This is a genomic window from Eubacterium sp. MSJ-33 (assembly GCF_022174665.1).
In the GTDB taxonomy this organism is placed as follows: domain Bacteria; phylum Bacillota; class Clostridia; order Lachnospirales; family Lachnospiraceae; genus Coprococcus_C.
Genome location: NZ_CP076562.1, coordinates 1,299,974 through 1,320,663, shown reverse-complemented (window position 1 = coordinate 1,320,663; position 20,690 = coordinate 1,299,974). Strand labels below are relative to the sequence as shown.

Here is a 20,690-nt window from a genome sequence, read left to right as displayed (position 1 = left end):
CCTTGCTTTCTTATACAGAATTAGGTAAAATATAGAATAAAAATGATAAAAGGAAACAATATGAAGATAGCATTGATTGCCTCAGATAACAATGCAACATCGGGTGCATTTCTGAGCATGACAAATCTGGCATTACAATTAAATCAACTGGGTGTGGAAACAATTATTGTAATTCCTCCGGATGGACCATTTGTCGGACCGGGAGATGGAGAAGCAATTTTGAAGGAAAAGGGATTGCGGTATTATGTTGTTCCATCTATTTCCTGGGTTGTACCAGGGTGGTATCCATCGTCAATGCTGGTTTCGCTTGGTCAGGTAAAACATATACTGAAAAACAAGGTATATGCGCGTGAATTGACGAAGATATTGAAAGCGGAACATGTAGATCTGGTGCATATCAATACATCTTATAGTTGCTTTGGGGCATTTGCGGCAAAACGGGCAGGAATACCATATGTATGGCATATTCGCGAGTTTTTGGAGGAGGATCAGGGAAACCGTTTTTATTTTCCACGTTATTCACATCGATTGATGAGCCGTGCGAGTCTGGTTATAGCAATCTCAAACAGTATCTACGAGAAGTATAGCAAAGTAATTACAAAAGAAAAAATAAAAGTAATTTATAATGGTATTGATACGGAGCAGTTTTACATGCCGGGAAGGCATATTTTTAAAGATTCGCGAATCACGTTGTGCTATGTAGGTGGATTATCCGAATTAAAGGGAACAGATGATCTGATTGAAGCGTGCAGACTGTTGAATGCCCGGGGATACAAGGATTCCTATCGTCTATTGATTGCGGGAAGAGGTAATGAAGCTTACGAAGCACAGTTAAGAGATAGAATAAATCAATATGAGCTGGATAACATAGAGATGCTTGGTTTTCGGACGGATGTGCCGCAAGTGATGGAACAGGCGGATGTGTCGATTGTAACGTCCCGTTGTGAAGCGTTTGGACGAGTGACGGTAGAGGCTATGTTAACAGGAAATCTTGTATTAGGCGCGGATTCGGCAGGTACAAAAGAACTTTTGCAGGACGGAAAGCTTGGAGTTTTGTATGAATGTGGCAATCCGGAAAGTATTAAGGAGCAGGTTATTTTTATTATCGAGAATTGTGATAGCCTGACAGACAAGGCAGATGTTGCGCGTACCTATATGCGGGAACATATGTCTGCAAGGAAAAATGCGGAGAATATCTATCGGGAATACCGGAGAATATTAGGAGAATAGGAAATGCGTGATGAGATATTTGCATTTGTGTTACTTCACTATAATGAACCACACGTCACAGAGATGAGTGTGGAGTCTATCTTGAATAATACAGAAAATGACACAGTCGAAATAGTCATAGTTGACAATTGTTCCCCGGATGGTTCTGGCAAGTTGTTAGCGGCGGAGTACAAAGAGAATAGTCACATCAAAGTATTATGTGCACAAAGCAATCTAGGTTTTGCCAAAGGAAACAATCTTGGGTATAAATATGCAAGGGATGTTCTGAAAGCGGATTATATCTGCGTGATGAACAATGATGTCTTGCTGTTGCAGCCGGATTTTCTGCAACGAGTGAAAGCGGAATATAAAGCATCAGGCTGTGGGATTATAGGACCACATATAACGTTGTTAAATGGATATACAAATTACATGTATTTAAAGATCCATTCCAGAACGTATTTCGAGAAGGAATTGGAAAAATCAAAAAGAATGTATCGATATTATATGTCCAAGCTTTTTCCGATTCGAAACATAATCAATCAGGTGCTTGATCAGACAGTATTGAAACATAAGAAACGCAAAATGCAGGAGGATAGCCTGGATGACAGGATAGACATGGCTGTAGCAAGCAAGCAGCGTCATAGAAACATTGTATTACATGGATGCTGTCTGATTCTAACCCCTGTATATATTCGGAAATTTGAAGATGCGTTTGATGACCGGACATTTATGTTCCGGGAGGAAGAACTGTTATATTTGCGGTGTAGAAGAAATCAGGTGGAAACAGTCTATGAACCATCCATTGATATTCTGCATTTGGAGGATATGTCAACGAACGCGACTTTCAAGAAAAATAATAAAAGAGAAGCGTTTAAATGGAAGTGTCAGATAGATTCTCTGCAGATATTATTGGAGGAAATAAAATGAAATACGGAGTCGTAATTGTAACCTATAACCGGCTTGAACTGTTGAAGGAGTGCGTGGAACAGTGTCTGAATCAGACGGTTCCGTTTGAGCGGATTGTGATAGTCAATAACTGCAGTACGGATGGAACGAAGGAATATCTGGAACAGTACAATGAAAATCCGGAATTTGTGATTTCGAACCAGACAGAGAATCTTGGTGGTGCAGGAGGATTCCGGGTAGGACTTGCGCTTGCACAGCAAGAAGATCTGGATTGGATTTTGATTATTGACGATGATGCGATGATTGCATCTGATTATATCAGGCAATGTGATAAGATAATCCGGCGCCGTCCGAACATGGTTGCATGTTCGGGTACGGTATATACACAAGGAAAGATTCAAACGAGTCATCGGCGTGTAATCGTAAACCAGTTGCTATGTCTGGAGAAAAATGTACCGTTATCTGCATATGAGCAAAAAAGCTTCCATTATGATCTGGCAACGTTCTGCGGATTGATGGTTCGAGGCGATATCCTGCGGAAGATTGGTCTTCCGAAATCAGAATATTTTATCTGGTACGATGACACGGAATATTCGATGCGGCTGCGCCAATATGGAGGTATCGTGAATATCAATGCGGCACATCTGAACCATAAAACTGTATTGCCGACAGGAAAGCAGGCAGGTTTTTTTGCCCGTATGAGCTGGAGAACATATTATGGACACCGGAATCGATTGGATGCGGTGAAGGCACATTGCAAGCCGGTCACAACGGCTGTGATTATTGCGGAGTTTTTGGTATTTATTGCATGTGGATATGGAATGCAGTTGATTCCGTCCAAGCGGAAACAGGGCAGATATATCGTGCGGATGCTTCGTGATGCTTTGAAAGACGGCTATCACGGTGTGCTTGGTAAAAATGAGAAATATAGTCCAAACTAAGGAAAAGAAGAGACGATGGAGGATATTATGAGACAGATTAATCGAATTGCAGCGGTGGTTGTGACATATAACCGGAAAGAACTTTTGCGGGAGTGCCTGCAGGCGTTACTTGCACAGAGCATGAATCAGTTAGATATTTTGCTGATTGACAATGCAAGCACGGATGGCACGCATGAATTTGTAGAAGATATCATTGAGGCTAATGATACAATCAGCTATATCAATACAGGAAGCAATCTTGGAGGTGCAGGTGGATTCCATTATGGTTTGAAAGAGGCATATAATCGTGGATATGAGTATATGTGGATTATGGACGATGATACGATTGCGACACCGGATGCACTCAAAAATCTACTTGTTGCAGACCGGAAGCTGAAAGGCAAGTACGGATTTCTGGCAAGCTGCGTATTGTGGACAGATGGAAGCTATTGCAATATGAACAAACCAATTATCGATCAGAAAGAATCTGTAGATGAATTCGAGATGATGGGACAGGGCATCGTTCGTGTATGTAAGGCGACATTTGTATCATTGTTCTTCAAACGTAAGACAATCGAGCGGGTAGGACTTCCGCTGAAAGAGTACTTTATCTGGGGGGATGATCAGGAATATACACTTCGTATATCCAGACGGATTCCATCCTATTTCGTCACAGACAGTAAAGTGATTCATAAGATGAAGAACAATAAGGGATCGGATATCAGTGTGGATGATTATGAGCGTATTGATCGTTATGAGCTGGCGTTTCGGAATGATGGCTGTACGGCATATCGAAATGGAATTATGTACATTCTCAGTTATTTTGAACTTGTTGCATATATGTACAAGAAGATTCTCTGTGAAAAGGGAAATGGTTATAAATGCAAGCGTATGTGGGTTCTTACAAAGGGATTTGTAAAAGGACTGTTCTTCCGTCCGCAGATTGAATATGTGGATGAGAAACGGAAAGACTTAAAGAAATAAATGCAATAAAAAATGCGGTGCTTTGACACCGCATTTTTGTTGTTTGTAAATTTATTTGTCGTTATTCTTATCCTTTTCCTCACGCTTCTGGTCGAGCATTGCACGAACCTTCATAGAAAGACCGAACAGATGGATGAAGCCTTCTGCATCGTGATGATCGTACAAATCGCCGGTTGTAAAGCTTGCAAGTGACTCGGAGTAAAGTGTATAAGGAGAAGTTGTACCAGCCTTAATGATGTTGCCCTTGTAAAGCTTGAACTTTACTTCGCCTGTGATACGATCCTGTGTGCTCTCGATGAATGCCTGCAATGCTTCACGGAGTGGGCAGAACCATTTTCCTTCGTATACAAGATCTGCATACTTATCAGAAACTGTCTTCTTAAATGCAAGAGTGTCTCTGTCGAGAATCAGCTCTTCCAACTGCTTGTGAGCTGCTAACAGGATTGTTCCACCAGGGGTCTCATAGACACCACGGGATTTCATACCTACGACACGGTTTTCTACGATATCTACGATACCAACACCATGCTTGCCGCCGAGACGGTTCAGTTCACGGACTACGTCAGACATCTTCATCTGTTTGCCGTTGACTGCGGTAGGAACTCCCTTCTCGAAGTTTACAGTTACATATTCAGCCTCATCCGGTGCCTTCTCAGGATAAGTACCAAGTACAAGGAGGTGATCCCAGTTTGGCTCTAAGGATGGGTCTTCAAGTTCCAGACCTTCGTGGCTGATATGCCAGATATTACGGTCACGGCTGTAAGATGTTGTCACATCAAATGGAAGATCGATACCGTGCTTTTTGCAGAATGCAATTTCATCTTCGCGGGACTGCATCGTCCACTCCGGCTGTCTCCATGTTGCGATGACATTTAAGTCTGGTGCAAGTGCCTTGATATTGATCTCGAAACGAACCTGATCATTTCCCTTACCGGTAGCACCGTGGCAGATCGTTGTAGCACCTTCCTTACGTGCGATCTCTACCAGCTTCTTTGCAATCAAAGGTCTTGCAAAAGAAGTACCAAGCAGATACTCATACTCGTAAGTTGCATTTGCCTTTACACCCGGAAGGATGTACTCATCACAGAATTCATCGACAACATCCAGGATGTAGAGTTTTTCAGCTCCTGAATATTTTGCTCTCTCATCGAGTCCCTCTAACTCGCTTTCCTGTCCGACATCAATACATACACATACAACGTCGAAATTGTAAGTTTCCTTTAACCAAGGGATAATTGCAGTGGTGTCCAGACCACCGGAATACGCAAGAATTACTTTCTCTTTGCCCATTAAAGTTTCCTCCATAAAATATGTAATAATCCGCGTTACGACACGTTTTGTCTAGTATACTTCTTTTTGTGTCAATATGCAACCTAAAAATCTATAAAAATATGTATAAAAACTGCATAAATGTATAAAAATATGCATAAAACAATAAATAATTGTAAAAATATACATAAAAAATAGAAATAGGGTTGCATAAATAAAACTGCGGTTGTATAATGAGACAAATTTGTGAAAAACGGAAGACAGAAAAGAGGCAGAAAGATGGTAAAAGTCGGAATTATAGGGGCAACCGGATATGCCGGTCAGGAATTAGTACGTATTTTGCTGGGACATAAGGACGCGGAGATCGTCTGGTATGGTTCCAGAAGTTATATCGATCAGGAATACGCATCTGTATATCGAAACATGTTTCAGTTAGTGGATGCAAAATGTATGGATGACAATATGGATGAACTCAGTAAGCAGGCGGATGTAATCTTTACTGCAACACCGCAGGGACTTTGTGCATCGCTTGTAAATGAGCAGATCTTATCGAATACGAAGATTGTGGATCTGTCTGCAGATTTCCGTATTAAGGATGTAGCGACGTATGAGAAATGGTACAATTTAGAGCACAAGAGTCCACAGTTCATTGATGAGGCAGTGTATGGTCTGTGCGAGATCAACCGTGAGGATATCAAGAAGGCGCGTCTGATCGCGAATCCGGGCTGCTATACAACCTGTTCAATTCTTTCGTTGTATCCACTTGTTAAGGAGCGTCTGGTTGATGTAGATACGATTATTGTGGATGCGAAATCCGGAACATCCGGTGCCGGACGTGGTGCCAAGGTCGCAAACCTCTACTGCGAAGTAAATGAAAGCATCAAGGCATACGGCGTGACGACACACCGGCATACACCGGAGATCGAGGAACAGCTTGGCTATGCTTACGATGGCACACCGCTCACGATCAACTTTACACCACATCTCGTGCCGATGAACCGTGGCATTTTAGTAACAGCATATGCAAAGCTTGTGAAGGATGTCTCTTATGAGGATATCAAGGCAGTGTATGATAAATATTATGGTAAGGAGCGCTTCGTGCGTGTGCTTGAAAAGGGTGTCTGCCCGGAGACACGCTGGGTAGAAGGCAGTAACTACGTGGATGTGAACTTTGTGATTGATCCACGTACGAAACGTGTGGTTGTGATGGGAGCAATGGACAATCTGGTGAAGGGGGCTGCCGGACAGGCGGTCCAGAACATGAATCTGATCATGGGCTTACCGGAAGAAGAAGGACTTCTGATGCCTCCAATGTTCCCATAACAAGGTAAGGTTTAGTAACATCAATTTGTATGTTACTTAGATGAAAAGAGTAAATGGTAATTGCGAATCAACAATAAGAGTATAGCATATATTTTGATAATGATTCGTTCTAATATACGATATGTTTGAAACTTAGATATTCTTAATATTCTGTAAGATGACAAGCCATGTTTGAACACGATGTTCAAACAAAACGCCATTGAGCCATGGATGGCGAATTGGCGGTGGTGGCGTATTTTTGAAAAGCTTAGAGCAGAATATTTAGAATATCTTGGTTTCAATACATTGTATATAGAATGAATCGTTATTGAAATATATTCGATATAGTTGATTCGCAATTACCGATGTAATACAGATAGGAGGAAATCGAGATGAAACAAATCGAGGGCGGCGTAACCGCTGCAAAGGGATATACAACGGCCGGCACAAGAGCCGGAATCAAAAAAGGAAAGACAAACAAGGATATGGCGATGATATTCTCCGAGAAGCCGGCGGTAACCGCAGGAACCTTCACGAAGAACCTTGTTAAGGCAGCTCCGGTGCTCTGGGATAAGAAGGTGACAGATGCAGGTGTGGCACAGGCAGTCGTAATAAATACCGGTATTGCAAATGCATGTACCGGACAGGCAGGATATGAGAATGCTGTCGAGACAGCGAAAATGGCTGGTGAGGCTTTGAATATTTCATCTGATACGGTGTTAGTAGCATCAACCGGTGTCATCGGATTTACATTGCCGATGGATGTGATCGCGGGTGGTGTGAAGAAGCTTTCCGGTATGCTGAAAAGCGATGTACAGTCTGCGCAGGATGCCGCAGAAGCAATTCTTACAACCGATACGCATCCGAAGCAGATCGCCTATGAGACAACGATTGGTGGAAAGACTGTTACATTCGGTGCGATGTGTAAGGGCTCCGGCATGATTCATCCGAACATGGGAACGATGCTTGGATTCATCATGACAGATGCGGCAATCTCGAAAGAATTGCTGGACAAGGCGCTGAAGGGTTCCATCGAAGACACATTTAACATGGTATCGGTGGACGGTGATACATCAACGAATGATACCGTGTTAGTGATGGCAAATGGTATGGCGGGCAACCCGGAGATTACTGAGGAAAACGACGATTACGAGGTGTTCAAGGAGGCACTGCTTGCAGTGAATACCTACCTGGCAAAGCAGATTGCCGGTGACGGTGAGGGTGCAAGCCGTCTGTTTGAGGTGCAGGTAAAACATGCAAAGGATAAGCAGACTGCCAAGGTACTTGCAAAGTCAATCATTACCTCGAATCTGACGAAGTGTGCGATCTTCGGAAGGGATGCAAACTGGGGAAGAATCCTCTGTGCAATGGGATATTCGGGCGCACAGTTTGATCCGCTCAAGGTCGATATCGTGATGGCATCTGAAAAGGGCGAGATTACATTGGTTGAAAATGGTGTGGCAACTGCTTTTGATGAGGAGAAGGCGGCCAAGATTTTATCGCCGGATGTTGTAATCGCGAAGGTCGATGTCCGTGATGGTGATGCCCAGGCGACCGCGTGGGGCTGTGACCTCACCTATGATTATGTGAAAATCAATGCAGATTATCGTTCGTAATAGAATAATAACGGAGGAAAATAAGATGGTAAATAATGATTCGATGGATATGATACTTGCGAAAGCGCAGACGTTGATTGAGGCGCTTCCATACATACAGAAATTCAATGGAAAGCGTGTCGTTGTCAAATACGGCGGAAGTGCAATGGTGGATGAGAACTTAAAATACAATGTTATCAAGGATGTAGCCCTTCTGAAGCTGATTGGTATGGAGCCGATCATCGTGCATGGCGGTGGTAAGGAAATCAGTGCATGGTTAAAGAAGATCGGCAAAGAATCCGAGTTCGTGAATGGCCTGCGTGTGACAGACGAGGAGACGCTCGATGTTGCAGAGATGGTACTCTCCAAGGTCAACAAGAGTCTTGTGTCTATGATGCAGAAGCTGGGACTGAAGGCGGTCGGTATCAGCGGTAAGGATTCCGGACTTCTGAAGGTGCAGAAGAAACTTTCCGGAGGTAAGGACATCGGATACGTCGGTGAGGTTGTATCGGCAGATCCTACGATTATTGATACATTAATTGCAAATGATTTTATCCCGGTTATAGCTCCAATCGGTATCGGCATCGATGATTACCATGGTTATAACATCAATGCAGATGATGCCGCTTGTGCAATCGCAACGGCTATCAATGCAGAGAAGCTTGTATTCCTGACAGATATCGAAGGTGTATTTGTAGATCCAACCGACAAGTCTACTTTGATCTCCGAAATGGATATCAATGAGGCACAGGAATTTATCGACAGCGGTGTTGTCGGAGGCGGTATGCTTCCGAAGCTTACGAACTGTATCGAGGCAATGAAGAACGGTGTTGCCCGCGTCCATATGCTCGATGGCCGTGTAGAGCATTGCCTGCTCCTGGAGTTCTTTACAGAAAAGGGTATTGGTACAGCGATTTTGAAGGAACCATTATTCTAATTTGCCTGAATGAAAATGAAAGAATGAACACAAACTACCTCTATATACATTTTGTCTATGGAGGTAGTTTTTTATGTGGGGAATTATAGTTGCATTGATATCCGGTGCGTTGATGAGTGTGCAGGGTGTATTTAATACAGGAGTGACAAAACAGACGTCTACGTGGCTTGCATCTGCGTGGGTGGCATTCTCCGGATTTATCGTTGCAATCGCATTGTGGGCAATCTTCGAACGCAATCAGGCAGGGATTTTTTCACTTGCACAGGTTGATCATAAATATATGCTGCTTGGTGGTGTAATCGGCGCATTTATTACATGGACCGTTATCACGGCGATGGCAGGTTTGGGACCTGCGAAAGCTGTATTGCTGATTGTGATTTCGCAGCTTTTGATTGCGTATCTGATAGAACTGTTTGGTTTGTTTAGTGTGGAAAAAGCAGATTTTCAGTGGACGAAGCTGGTTGGCATTCTTGTGTCTGTAGTGGGATTTATCATTTTTCAGTGGGAGAAATAACTTTTTTTCGTGAAAACGCCTATTGTATTTATAAGGTAAGTTTTGTACAATGATTATGTCTTGATTATGCAATATGGAATACCAGACTTAAAAGAAAGGAAGTTATTTCATTTTGCACAATATTAAAAAGTTAATAGGCAGTTGTGTACTGGTACTCTTGCTATGTGGCTGTGGAGATAAAGCATTGCTTCTGACGACGGGAGATGTGGAAGAATATACGGCAACTACAGCAGATATGGAGTATGGATTAACCGAAAATGACGGGCAGAATCCGGAGGCAGAGGTGGATGTGGCTTCGACGACGGAAGCTGCGGACGGAACACAGATGAGTGAACCGGAGATGGTTGCAATCTATGTGTGTGGCGCTGTGAGAAATCCCGGTGTGTATTATGTATCGGCAACTGCAATTAAAGAGACTGTTGTCCGGATGGCTGGTGGATTTTTGGATGAAGCGGATGAGAACTATGTGAATCTGGCACAGACAGTGACCGGAGGAGAGCAGATTTATATTCCAACCCGGGATGAGACAGTGGGACTTTCACTTTCGTCACGGGAATCGGTCGATAGTCAGAAGACAGATGCATCGGAAGAAGCTGATGCGAAGATTAACATCAATACAGCAGAAAAAGAACAACTGATGACGTTGCCGGGAATCGGCGAAAGCAAGGCAGATGCGATTATCGCATATCGAGAGGCTCAGGGGAGGTTCCAGAGTACGGATGAACTTATGAACATTCAGGGAATCAAAGAGGGCGTATATAATAAAATTAAGGACTTAATTATTGTGGGATGAGGTGTATAGAATGAAGAAAATTTTGGTGGTAGATGATGAAAAATCAATCGTAAAGGGAATTAAGTTCAGTCTGGAACAAGATGACATGAAGGTGGAAGTTGCTTATGACGGAGAGACTGCACTGGAACTTGCAAAGGCAAATCACTATGATATGATCCTGCTTGATATCATGCTGCCGGGATTTAGTGGCCTGGAAGTCTGTCAGATGATACGTGAATTTTCGGATGTGCCGATTATTATGCTGACAGCGAAGGGGGAGGATATGGATAAGATACTTGGCCTGGAGTATGGCGCTGACGACTACATAACAAAGCCGTTCAATATTTTGGAAGTAAAGGCGAGAATCAAGGCGATTTTCCGTCGTAATGGCAGAAATGTGCCGGAGCAGGAAAATCAGAAGATTATTGAGACAAAGGGACTTAAGATTGATGTGGACAGCCGGCGTGTCTATATTGATGATAAAGAAGTGAATCTGACGGCAAAGGAATTCGAACTGGTATATCTGCTGGTATCAAACCCGAACAAGGTATATTCCAGAGAGCAGCTTCTGAAGACAATCTGGGGCGCTGCATATCCGGGTGATGCCAGAACGGTGGATGTACATGTGCGTCGTCTTCGCGAGAAGATTGAGGCAACACCTGCCGAGCCAAAATACATTCATACAAAATGGGGCGTAGGATATTATTTCCACGACTAACGGGCACATAGCCGGTTATGGCTATGGCATGAGATACAATAATTGATGTTTTACAGAATCATCAGCAAAGGAGATTTCCACACTGTTTTGATAAAGTGTCCGGAGATCTTCTTTTTTTATCTGCAGATGTTCAAGTGCAAATTCGTATTCCTTTGTCAGTGTCGTATCGCTGACAGTCCGGTTATCGGTGTTGACCGTTGCAAGTACACCGGCATCCAGAAAGGCGCGCAGCGGATAAGAAGTGGTATCTGTGACCGCTTTTGTCTGGAAATTTGACGTCGGACAAAGCTCGAATCCAATGTTTGCTTTGCGGCAGGCAGTTAGTAACGAGTGGTCTTTGATCGCAGCAATTCCGTGGCCGATCCGCTTTGCACCGTAGGCAAGTGCAAGCGCAATATTTCTTTCGCTTCCGCATTCTCCGGAATGGATGGTAAATGGAAGCGAAAGCCGTCTGGCCTCTTCAAACAAGGATGCAAATTCTTCGTTTGGGTGTCCTGCTTCATCACCGGCGAGATCCAGAGCACAGACGCCATAGCCCAGAAATTCTCGGGCACATCGGGCAACTAATAAGTTTTGTGCAAGGGAATGATGCCGCATAGCGCACAGAATCAGATTGGTAAAAACGCCGTATTTGTCAAATGCCTTTTGACATCCATAGATGGCAGATTGCACAACATCCTGCAGATCCAGATGTCCATTTACACTGAGCGCAGGGGCAAAGCGGATCTCCATATAACGGACATTTTCTCCAGCTGCCTGCCGCACCACATCTACGACGGCATCCCGGATGTGTTCCTTCTCTTGTAAAGCAGAGACCGGGAGATCAAAGCACGTAAGGTATTCTGCCAGGGACTGACAGTCTGTGGGAGCTTGGATTTTGTGTATATCAAGATCCTTAAGATTTAATGTATCTGCCAGAAAAGACAGACTCAGCGAACCATCCAGATGGCAATGCAGATCGATTTTTGGCATGGAAATATAATCGTAGTTCATAGCGGACAACTCCTTTCGAATTGGTTATTTGTATCATAGCAATTTCAGGGGGATTATACAAGTGCCTTGATGTGCAACAGGCAGTGTGATATAATGAAGCACGTTTAATAGGGATTCTGAAAAGGACGGAATAAGCAGACGTGGAAAAGGAAAAGAAAGATAAATCTTCGATTAACAAAGAAAAGGTCGAACGAAAAAAATTAAAAAATCGGGAACGGGCAGAAAAACGGGAGCATCACCATGTTGGTATCAGTCTGCGATGGTTTGTCACAATTCTTGTTATTGCTCTTTGTGCCGGGATTATGCTTGTGTATTCTGTGCTTTCCAGTCATTTGTATGTGCAACGCTATCAGGAACAGCTTGAAAAAAATGTGATATCACAGGCAGAATATATCAAGAATAATCTGGTGGAAAATCAGATGTCGCTTACGCAGCCGGCAGATCTGAATCTGCGGATTGAAGGGGTGGCAACAACCTTTTATGGCAGAGTTATGGTTGTAGATAATACTTATCGTATCATAAAAGATACTTATGGCAATCATGAACAGGATCTGGTTGTGAATCCGGATATTATTGCTGTGATGCGTGGACAGAAGTCTGATTTCATGAACAAAAAGGATGGTTATCTGGAATATATTACTGCTGTAAAGGATGGATTAAATATTCAGGGCGTTCTTTTGCTTCAGGCCTCTACGGAAAGCCTGAAGGTGATTGAACAACGGGTAGAACGCAGAAATGGAATGACATTTGCATTAATCATGGTGATCTGTATAGGTGCGGCATGGGCGATTGGAAATGCGAGCTCTCGCGGAATTAAACGAATCAATCAGCAGATGGAGATTGCAGGAGAAGGACAGCTTGAGACACAGCAGATTCCGGTGCGTGGATTTAAGGAGTTTAAGCAGCTTACAGAACGTTATAATGCAACGATATCAAAACTGAAGGTTATAGATTCTACAAGGCAGGAATTTGTATCGAATGTCTCTCATGAACTTAAAACACCGATTACTTCGATGAAGGTGTTGGCGGATTCCCTGATTCAAAATGATAATGCAGATCTTACGATGTATAAGGAGTTCATGACAGATATCGTAGATGAGATTGACAGGGAAAGCAAGATTATTACAGATCTACTGACATTGGTTAAGATGGATAAGAAATCGGCAGCGTTGAATCTGGAAGAAATCTCAATCAATGATCTGTTGGAAGTGATCTTGAAACGTGTAACTCCGATTGCAAAGAGCCGGGGTATACAGATCACCTATGAAAGCTATCGGGATGTGACTGCAATTGTGGATGAGGTAAAACTGAGTCTGGCACTTACGAATATTATTGAGAATGCGGTGAAGTATAATGTTGATAATGGCTGGGTGAAGGTGACCTTGAATGCGGATCACCGGAATTTCTATGTGAAAGTTGCGGATTCGGGTGTTGGAATTCCGGATGATTGTAAGGAACATGTATTTGAACGTTTTTATCGTGTGGATAAGGCGCGAAGCCGGGATACGGGAGGTACCGGATTAGGGCTTGCAATCACCAAGAGTGTGATACAGATGCATAAAGGTTCGATTAAGCTATACAGTGAATCGGGAGAAGGAACAACCTTTACAATCCGGATACCGATGAAGTTGGATGTCAGTGAAGAAATCACGCGGAAGGACGGTGGTGCAGAATGAAACGATGCAAGCTGATCGGTATGATTTTTGCAATGTTATGTCTGACAGCCTGTGGAAAAGATAGGTTGTCTTCGGAACGGGTTTCTCTTGCGGACAATATGATCCATCTTTATGTGGTCGAGGAGAATACGATTGAGTGTGCACCAGATGACTACCAGTTGAAAACACCGGATGTTGTAACAACTTGTGTGGAAGATATTATGACGGCAATGACTGCTCTGGATACATCAAAGTTGGATTCCTACACATATATGTTTGGAGAAGATAATAGTTTACAGATGACTATAACGATGATGGATGGAACCTATGAACAGGAAGACATTTTGTTGGAGATGGCGGCGGTTACGAAAACATTGTTCCAGTTGAATGATATCGCCAGCATTTCGTTATCTGTTCAGGATGTTGCTGCGAATATCATGAAACAGGAATTATTTACAAGAGATACGATATATTATTATGATTGTGATGAACCGAGCCTGATGGAACATGATATAACTATGTATGTGCCAAATGAACAGGAAACTGCATTACAGTCTTATGGCATCAAAGTGCAGGCAGAACCACAGACATCGGATCAGGAACTGATTATCCGGGAATTGGTACAGAAGAATGTACTTCCTCAGGATACGAAAGTAAATCAGGTGTCTGTGCATGGAACTGTGTGTTATCTTGATTTGTCGACAGAAATTGCAAGCGGTGTAGGCACATTGTCACCGGAACTTACGATATATGCGGTTGTTAATTCGGTAATTGCACAGACCGGTGTTGAGAGTGTGCAGATTTTGATTGATGGGAAGATTATTCCGGCATACCGAAATACAGTTGCTCTGGATAAACCATTGTCTTTTCAATCAGATGTGGTGGAGACAAAATAAAATAGGAGATAAATGAAACGACCATTCTTTTGTGTAGCTTTGGCGTATGCACTTGGAGAGGTGACAGCCCTTTACACGAGAACGGCAGGCGAAATAAGCATAGCAATCGTTGTGCTTATTTTTGCTGGGATGATAGGATTAAAGAGAAAACAAAAAGGCGTATGGCTTTTGGTGGCAGGTATCTGCACCGGGATGCTGTGTGCCTTTTTGTGTATTCCGGCAGAGGTGAGGGATAACAGGGAATACGAGCGGATTGTAAGTGTGGAGGATGCTTATGCCGTTGAAACGTATGCTGCGCAGAAGGAACAACAGGGGCAGGAACAAAGCTGTACAGGAGTGCTTGCGGATATACATGGAGATACTTGGACAGTGCGTGTGTTGACGGAGAAAACGGAGGATGGGCAGAAGGAAGCGGTATTTAAGTATGCAGGTATGACTAAGTATATATTGTTGCGCGGGATGGAAGAGGAAGATAGCCATGGTATGAATCTGTATAAGATTTCAGATGTAATTCGTATCACGGGTGTTTATCATGTATTCGATAATCCGGCAAATCCTGGCGCATTTCCGGCTAAAACATACTATCTTGCAAGAAATATTACAGGTTATTATTATGCGCCGCAGACAGCATGTCTGCTGAAAGATCAGAATTTGTTGAAACAACCATATCGTATGTATTACATATGGAAGTCACAGTTATATATGGTGCGGGAGAAGATGAATGCGCAGTTCTATCATATTCTTCCGAGTGAGATTGCATCAATTGTATCGGGAATATTGCTTGGAGATAAATCGGAGATAGATCCGGAGACGAAACGTTTGTATCAGATCGGGGGGATTGCGCATATACTTGCGATATCGGGATTACATATCTCTCTGCTTGGAGGCTGCTTGTTCTGGCTGCTTCGGAAATTTCGCGTACCAATCGGTGCTGCGGGCATTACGGCGATGATTCTTGTATTTACATATGGGATATTAACAGGAATGAGTCTTGCAACGATACGGGCAGTCTGGATGCTTATCATACAGCTTGTGGCACAGATTCTTGGAAAGCCATATGATATGCCGACATCCATGGGAATTGCACTTCTTTTTATGTTGTTGGTGAATCCTGTCCGAATCCTGGATTCGGGGATGCAGCTTAGTTATATGGCAATCGCTGGTGTTCTGCTTGGAAATTATGTGGTGCGCAGACTACATAGAAAGACAGCATTCCGGAGATTTCAGAAACGGTGCCGGCTGCGTTATCGTATTGTACAAAGCCTGATTTACTCTATAACGTTGAACGCGATGATGCTTCCGATTCTGGCGAAAACCTATTATGTGATTTCTGTATATGCGTGGTTATTAAATCTGATTGTAATACCGCTTATGACGGTCGTTGTGGTAAGTGCATGGATAGGGGTGTTGTTGTCCTGGATATCACTTGTATGGGGAAGTTTTTTGGTACTGCCTGCGCGTTGGATTTTACAATTTTATACATGTCTGTGCAGATGGACGCTGATGATCCCGGGAAATACGATTCATACAGGGGAGATAATGCCGGTGCAGATGGTCATGTGGTATGGAATGATTGTGGTTTTATTTGCACTTTTACATACAGGGACAAGAAATAAAATCCGGGATAAATGGTATCGGCGAACCGGTCAATTTTGGCGAAAAAAACAGGTAATCCGTTATAACGTTATTGTATGTACGGTAATGATTTTTCTCATCTTTGGCAGTCAGGCGTTTTTTACCGGAAGTCAAAGAACAGAATCTGTATATTTTCTTGATGTTGGGCAGGGAGATGGTATATTGCTCCGAACCCCGAAGGGAAAAAATATTGTAATCGATGGCGGATCTACAACGCAACCGAAGTGTGGAATATACACGATACTTCCGGCTATCCGGTCACAGGGGATAGCGCAGATTGACTGTTGGTTTGTGACTCATACAGATGAGGATCATATTAGTGGACTAAGGGAGATTGTTGAGTTGGGAAAACTATCGCAGATCAAGGTATGTGCAGTTGTATTCTCAGCATATATGGTACGGGATGAGGCGTATTATGAGCTGGAGACGCTGCTTCGGAAAAATGGGGTGGCAATCCATTATATGAAAGCGGGAGAGTATATTGGTGATGGTACATTTACTTTTACCTGTCTGCATCCGACCCGGTCATACCAACCGGCGGATAAGAATGCAGCAAGTCTGGCGCTTGCATATCATTCAAATGTATTTGACATGCTGTTTACCGGGGATATGGACATGGATGCAGTTGAAGATATGTTAGGAATAGATGATTGGAGAGCTGTGGATGGTGCAGGAATGGATGGAAGCGGCAGGCAGGTGTCGTGGCAGAGTACAGATGGATTGGAATATAACTGTGTGAAGCTGCCGCACCACGGATCGAAATATTCGTATTCGGAGAATCTATATGCGCGGACGAAATATGCAGTGATATCCTGTGGAAAGAAAAACCGATACGGACACCCGCATGCAGAGGTACTTGAGGGCCTGGAGCAGGCAGGTGTGCAGGTACTACGGACTGATGAGATGGGAGCGGTCATATTTCGGAGCCGGTGAATCTGCCGAGAGTGTCTATGAAAATAAACGAAAGAATGGTTGCGGAGATAAACCAAACAGCAGGATGGCGTTGAGAGAACAATTAAAATGTGCTAAAATACATAGCAGGTCAACACGGCACCGTGAAAACAATAGTGACAAATAAGAACCAGGCAGATATGGATATGAAATGTGAATCTGCGGAAGTGAGTAAATAAAATCGGAGACAACATGGCAAAAAAAGAAAAAGGCAATGGCATGGCTATCCTGAATGAACAAATCAATAAGAAAGAATTCAGCCGCGTGTATCTGCTTGGCGGAACAGAACCGTATCTGATCTATCAGTATCGCGATAAGCTGATTGCGGCATTGACAGATCCAAATGATACGATGAATTTTATTACGTTCAAGGGTGACAACACGAAGCCGGAAGATATCATCGAATTTGCGGATACGATGCCTTTCTTTGCAGAGCGGAGAGTTGTACTTGTGGAGAACAGCAATTACTTCAAGAATGGCTGCGAGAAGATGGAAAAAGTATTAGGAAGCCTTCCGGAGACAACGGTCATCATCTTTGTTGAGAAGAATATTGACAATCGTAAAAAACTTTCAAAACAGATTGCGGAGCTGGGCACAGTTGCGATGTTTGATGCGCCGGACAGCGATATGCTTGCGGTCTGGTTAAACAGCATGTTTGCAGAAGACAAGATTTCCATAAGCGGAGCAACACTTCGCTATCTGATTGACCGTGTTGGAAATAATATGAACCTGCTCAAAAATGAGTCAGAGAAACTTCGGTCATATGCTGTAGAGAAAGGCAGTGTGTCGAAGGATGATATTGATCTTCTGTGTGTGAATCAGGTAGAGGATAAAATCTTTGATATGATTGATGCGATATCGGAGAAGAAAAAAGAAAAGACGATGGAGCTTTACGATGATCTGTTGTATCTGCAGGAACCACCGATGAAGATTCTTGTTTTGATCACGCGGAATTTTGTACAGTTACTTAAAATCCGGTTTGCACTAGATACCGGAACACCGGAAGGACAGATTGCATCGACTTTTGGAATCCGGCCGTATTTCGTGAAGAAGTATATCTCACAGGCACGGTCATTCACGAAGGAGCAGCTGCTTGCCAGCGTACGTATCTGTCAGGAAGCAGATACGAATATCAAGACAGGGAAGATGCGGGACAAGCTCGCAACAGAGATGGCGATATTTGAATTATTGCTGCACCGCGGGGTGAAGCAGGAATAAAAATCATATAAGAGAACAAAAAAGATGCGCAGGCAGTGGAAATGTTTAAGAGTAAACATATCCGCTGTCTGTTTTTTGTGTAAGTTGGGTTATACAGAAGCTGTGCCGATACGGCTTTCATATGACAACAGATGCTTATCGGTACATAGGCGGGAGAACACAATAAATAAAAGTCGGATGGAGGAAAGAAGAATGACGAATAGAAGGATGACGGATAGAAAAGTAACAAAACGGAGACTGGAACAGTTTGAAATCTATATGATTCAGGCGGAAAAACGAAAAAGTACAATCGAAAAATATATGCGGGATGTTCAGAAACTGCATGTGTTTGCAGGGGAGCGGGAGCTGACTAAGGAATTGTTGTTACAGTACAAGGACGCGTTATACAAAAGCGGCAGATACCACGTGGCAAGCATCAACTCATTTCTGGCGGCCGCCAATTATTTCTGCACCTGCATGCAATGGACCGAATTGCATGTCAAGTTATTTCGGATACAACAGGATGCCTTTCTTCCGGAAAAACGGGAGTTATCGGTGCAGGAATATCAAAGGTTGATCGGCACAGCCATGCAGAGGGGCGAGGAGCGGCTGGCGATGCTGATACAGACAATCGGAAGCACAGGAATCCGCATCAGCGAGCTGCCGAATGTCACAGTGGAGTCACTGGAAGAGGGAATGACGGAAATCTATAATAAAGGGAAAACCAGAAGAATTTTATACCCGAGTGAACTGATCGAACTGCTTACGTGCTATGCGGGCAGGCATCATATCCGGCATGGCTGCATATTCCGTACATATACAGGGAAACCGCTTGACCGATGCAATATCTGGCGGGACATGAAGCGGCTCTGTGAATATGCCGAAGTGTCGCCGGAAAAGGTATATCCTCACAATCTACGCCATTTGTTCGCGAGACGTTTCTATGAAATCAATCAGGATATCGCGAAGCTGGCGGACATGCTCGGACACAGCAGTATTGAGACAACCCGAATCTATATCAAGTCGACAGGACGGGAGCATAAAAAGCTGCTTGACCAGATGCGGCTTGTATATCCGGATATGCTTGGGTGGGATGTAGGGTAAAAAAACTGCCGGAAGGCAGCGGTGACGACATAATTAATATTATGTTGTAGATATGGTTGCTATTTTGCTTCAGATAAAATAGAATTGATGCAGTATTGAAATTAATGTCCTTTTTGCCAGGAGACACTCGTTTTGAGGATGCGCAAAGCGTTTATACCGAAGGAGATGTAACAAGTATGGGTGAGAGATTTCTTGATCAGGCAGAGGCGCGTGGAGAAATAAAAGCTTATGTAAAGCTTGACCGGGATATTAACAAAATCGTCGCAGAGACAAAAATTCCACAAAAAGAAGTTGAATCCATAATTGATTTACTAAAGAAAAAGGAAAATTAGCATAACGCAGCAGTTTATTCCGAGGTAAATTGCAGCATATTAGATTGTGAAAAACACGAAAAGTATCCATATCTGATCATCCGATCACGTGATAGGATACTTTTTGTATTTTACGGAAGAGTATGCATAAACATCATGGAATCCGCCATTATTAGCTGTTGAAAAAAGCCATTTTCTGTGTTATCATGACAGATGGTTTTAGAAGATATCTACAACATAATATTAATTATGTTGTAGATATGGTTCACAAAGTTTTACGCATGAATAAGAGGGATAAAACATGTGGTACGTAGTACAGGTGATGAATGGAACAGAAGCTGCAGCAATCGAAAAATGCAGACACGCGATTAGCCGGAATCTGGCAACTCATATTTTTACTCCAACATGCGAAAAAATGAAAAAATATGCAGGCGAATGGCAGATTGTAACCGAGGTTTTATTTCGCGGATATGTGTTCATCGAAAGTGATGCTTCTGCTGATAGCCTGCTGGATGAATTGGCACATATTCCGAGTGTTGTCATGCCGGTTCAGATCGGTGGCGGATTCTATCCGATTCGCGAGGATGAGGAATTGTTCCTGCGATCTTTGATGGATGAAAAGGGATGTATCTGTCTGTCTACCGGACATATCGTGGAAGGAAATCTGTTGATTGATCAGGGACCACTCGATGGCAAAACTGCGTGGGTGAAGAAGATCGATCGTCACAAGCGCGTTGCTGAACTTGAAATCCTGCTGTGGCAGGTTGTGCGGAGAATCCGTGTTGGGCTGGAAGTGACGAGTAAGAATTGAATGGGAGA

19 protein-coding genes are annotated in these 20,690 nt (G+C 43.2%); 17 read left to right on the top strand and 2 right to left on the bottom strand.

Annotated features, from left to right (window positions below):
• Positions 1 to 60 precede the first annotated feature (60 nt).
• The 4 genes from KP625_RS06155 to KP625_RS06140 are packed head-to-tail and all read left to right on the top strand — an operon-like array spanning position 61 to position 4,022.
• Positions 61 to 1,230 carry a glycosyltransferase family 4 protein gene (locus KP625_RS06155; RefSeq protein ID WP_238299790.1) on the top strand — a complete coding sequence of 390 codons (1,170 nt, stop codon included), beginning with the start codon at positions 61 to 63 and terminating at the stop codon, positions 1,228 to 1,230.
• Between the two features lie 3 nt (positions 1,231 to 1,233).
• A complete protein-coding gene (locus KP625_RS06150) occupies positions 1,234 to 2,139 on the top strand; it encodes a glycosyltransferase family 2 protein (RefSeq protein ID WP_177971241.1) in 906 nt (301 codons plus the stop codon).
• Positions 2,136 to 3,059, top strand: a complete 924-nt coding sequence (locus KP625_RS06145) for a glycosyltransferase family 2 protein (protein ID WP_238299789.1) — start codon at positions 2,136 to 2,138, stop codon at positions 3,057 to 3,059. The genes KP625_RS06150 and KP625_RS06145 overlap by 4 nt, the downstream gene beginning before the upstream one ends.
• 27 nt (positions 3,060 to 3,086) lie before the next feature.
• A complete protein-coding gene (locus tag KP625_RS06140; protein WP_238299788.1) occupies positions 3,087 to 4,022 on the top strand; it encodes a glycosyltransferase family 2 protein in 936 nt (311 codons plus the stop codon).
• A gap of 51 nt (positions 4,023 to 4,073) precedes the next feature.
• Here KP625_RS06140 and KP625_RS06135 read toward each other — a convergent pair whose 3' ends face one another.
• The gene (locus KP625_RS06135; RefSeq protein ID WP_021985686.1) at positions 4,074 to 5,312 is read right to left on the bottom strand and encodes an argininosuccinate synthase; all 1,239 of its coding nucleotides are present in this window, start codon (positions 5,310 to 5,312) and stop codon (positions 4,074 to 4,076) included.
• Positions 5,313 to 5,570: 258 nt separating this feature from the next.
• Between KP625_RS06135 and argC the strand changes: the two genes are divergently transcribed.
• From argC to KP625_RS06105, 6 genes are all read left to right on the top strand, one after another.
• Complete coding sequence (gene argC / locus KP625_RS06130) at positions 5,571 to 6,614, top strand: N-acetyl-gamma-glutamyl-phosphate reductase (RefSeq protein WP_118545890.1); 1,044 nt, start codon at positions 5,571 to 5,573, stop codon at positions 6,612 to 6,614.
• Between the two features lie 371 nt (positions 6,615 to 6,985).
• Positions 6,986 to 8,209, top strand: a complete 1,224-nt coding sequence (argJ, locus tag KP625_RS06125) for a bifunctional ornithine acetyltransferase/N-acetylglutamate synthase (protein WP_238299787.1) — start codon at positions 6,986 to 6,988, stop codon at positions 8,207 to 8,209.
• A gap of 25 nt (positions 8,210 to 8,234) precedes the next feature.
• Positions 8,235 to 9,125, top strand: coding sequence for an acetylglutamate kinase (gene argB / locus KP625_RS06120; protein WP_021985683.1), 891 nt, complete (start codon positions 8,235 to 8,237; stop codon positions 9,123 to 9,125).
• A 73-nt stretch (positions 9,126 to 9,198) separates the two neighbouring features.
• The gene (locus KP625_RS06115; RefSeq protein ID WP_238299786.1) at positions 9,199 to 9,639 is read left to right on the top strand and encodes a DMT family transporter; all 441 of its coding nucleotides are present in this window, start codon (positions 9,199 to 9,201) and stop codon (positions 9,637 to 9,639) included.
• A gap of 112 nt (positions 9,640 to 9,751) precedes the next feature.
• Positions 9,752 to 10,432, top strand: coding sequence for a helix-hairpin-helix domain-containing protein (locus KP625_RS06110; protein ID WP_238299785.1), 681 nt, complete (start codon positions 9,752 to 9,754; stop codon positions 10,430 to 10,432).
• A 10-nt stretch (positions 10,433 to 10,442) separates the two neighbouring features.
• Positions 10,443 to 11,129: a response regulator transcription factor gene (locus tag KP625_RS06105; RefSeq protein WP_177969578.1), complete on the top strand. Its 687-nt coding sequence runs from the start codon at positions 10,443 to 10,445 to the stop codon at positions 11,127 to 11,129.
• Positions 11,130 to 11,150: 21 nt separating this feature from the next.
• Here KP625_RS06105 and add read toward each other — a convergent pair whose 3' ends face one another.
• The gene (gene add, locus KP625_RS06100; protein WP_238299784.1) at positions 11,151 to 12,122 is read right to left on the bottom strand and encodes an adenosine deaminase; all 972 of its coding nucleotides are present in this window, start codon (positions 12,120 to 12,122) and stop codon (positions 11,151 to 11,153) included.
• Positions 12,123 to 12,262: 140 nt separating this feature from the next.
• Between add and KP625_RS06095 the strand changes: the two genes are divergently transcribed.
• The 7 genes from KP625_RS06095 (at position 12,263) to loaP (ending at position 20,682) form a co-directional block, all read left to right on the top strand.
• Positions 12,263 to 13,798: a sensor histidine kinase gene (locus KP625_RS06095; protein WP_238299783.1), complete on the top strand. Its 1,536-nt coding sequence runs from the start codon at positions 12,263 to 12,265 to the stop codon at positions 13,796 to 13,798.
• Positions 13,795 to 14,673: a GerMN domain-containing protein gene (locus KP625_RS06090; RefSeq protein WP_238299782.1), complete on the top strand. Its 879-nt coding sequence runs from the start codon at positions 13,795 to 13,797 to the stop codon at positions 14,671 to 14,673. The genes KP625_RS06095 and KP625_RS06090 overlap by 4 nt, the downstream gene beginning before the upstream one ends.
• A gap of 12 nt (positions 14,674 to 14,685) precedes the next feature.
• Complete coding sequence (locus KP625_RS06085) at positions 14,686 to 17,241, top strand: DNA internalization-related competence protein ComEC/Rec2 (protein WP_238299781.1); 2,556 nt, start codon at positions 14,686 to 14,688, stop codon at positions 17,239 to 17,241.
• A gap of 210 nt (positions 17,242 to 17,451) precedes the next feature.
• Entirely contained in the window at positions 17,452 to 18,477 is a 1,026-nt protein-coding gene (gene holA, locus KP625_RS06080; RefSeq protein ID WP_238299780.1) for a DNA polymerase III subunit delta, read from the top strand.
• A 192-nt stretch (positions 18,478 to 18,669) separates the two neighbouring features.
• Positions 18,670 to 19,560, top strand: coding sequence for a tyrosine-type recombinase/integrase (locus KP625_RS06075; RefSeq protein ID WP_238299779.1), 891 nt, complete (start codon positions 18,670 to 18,672; stop codon positions 19,558 to 19,560).
• A gap of 176 nt (positions 19,561 to 19,736) precedes the next feature.
• Positions 19,737 to 19,892: a hypothetical protein gene (locus tag KP625_RS06070; RefSeq protein ID WP_238299778.1), complete on the top strand. Its 156-nt coding sequence runs from the start codon at positions 19,737 to 19,739 to the stop codon at positions 19,890 to 19,892.
• Between the two features lie 280 nt (positions 19,893 to 20,172).
• The gene (gene loaP / locus KP625_RS06065) at positions 20,173 to 20,682 is read left to right on the top strand and encodes an antiterminator LoaP (protein ID WP_238299777.1); all 510 of its coding nucleotides are present in this window, start codon (positions 20,173 to 20,175) and stop codon (positions 20,680 to 20,682) included.
• Positions 20,683 to 20,690: the final 8 nt, after the last annotated feature.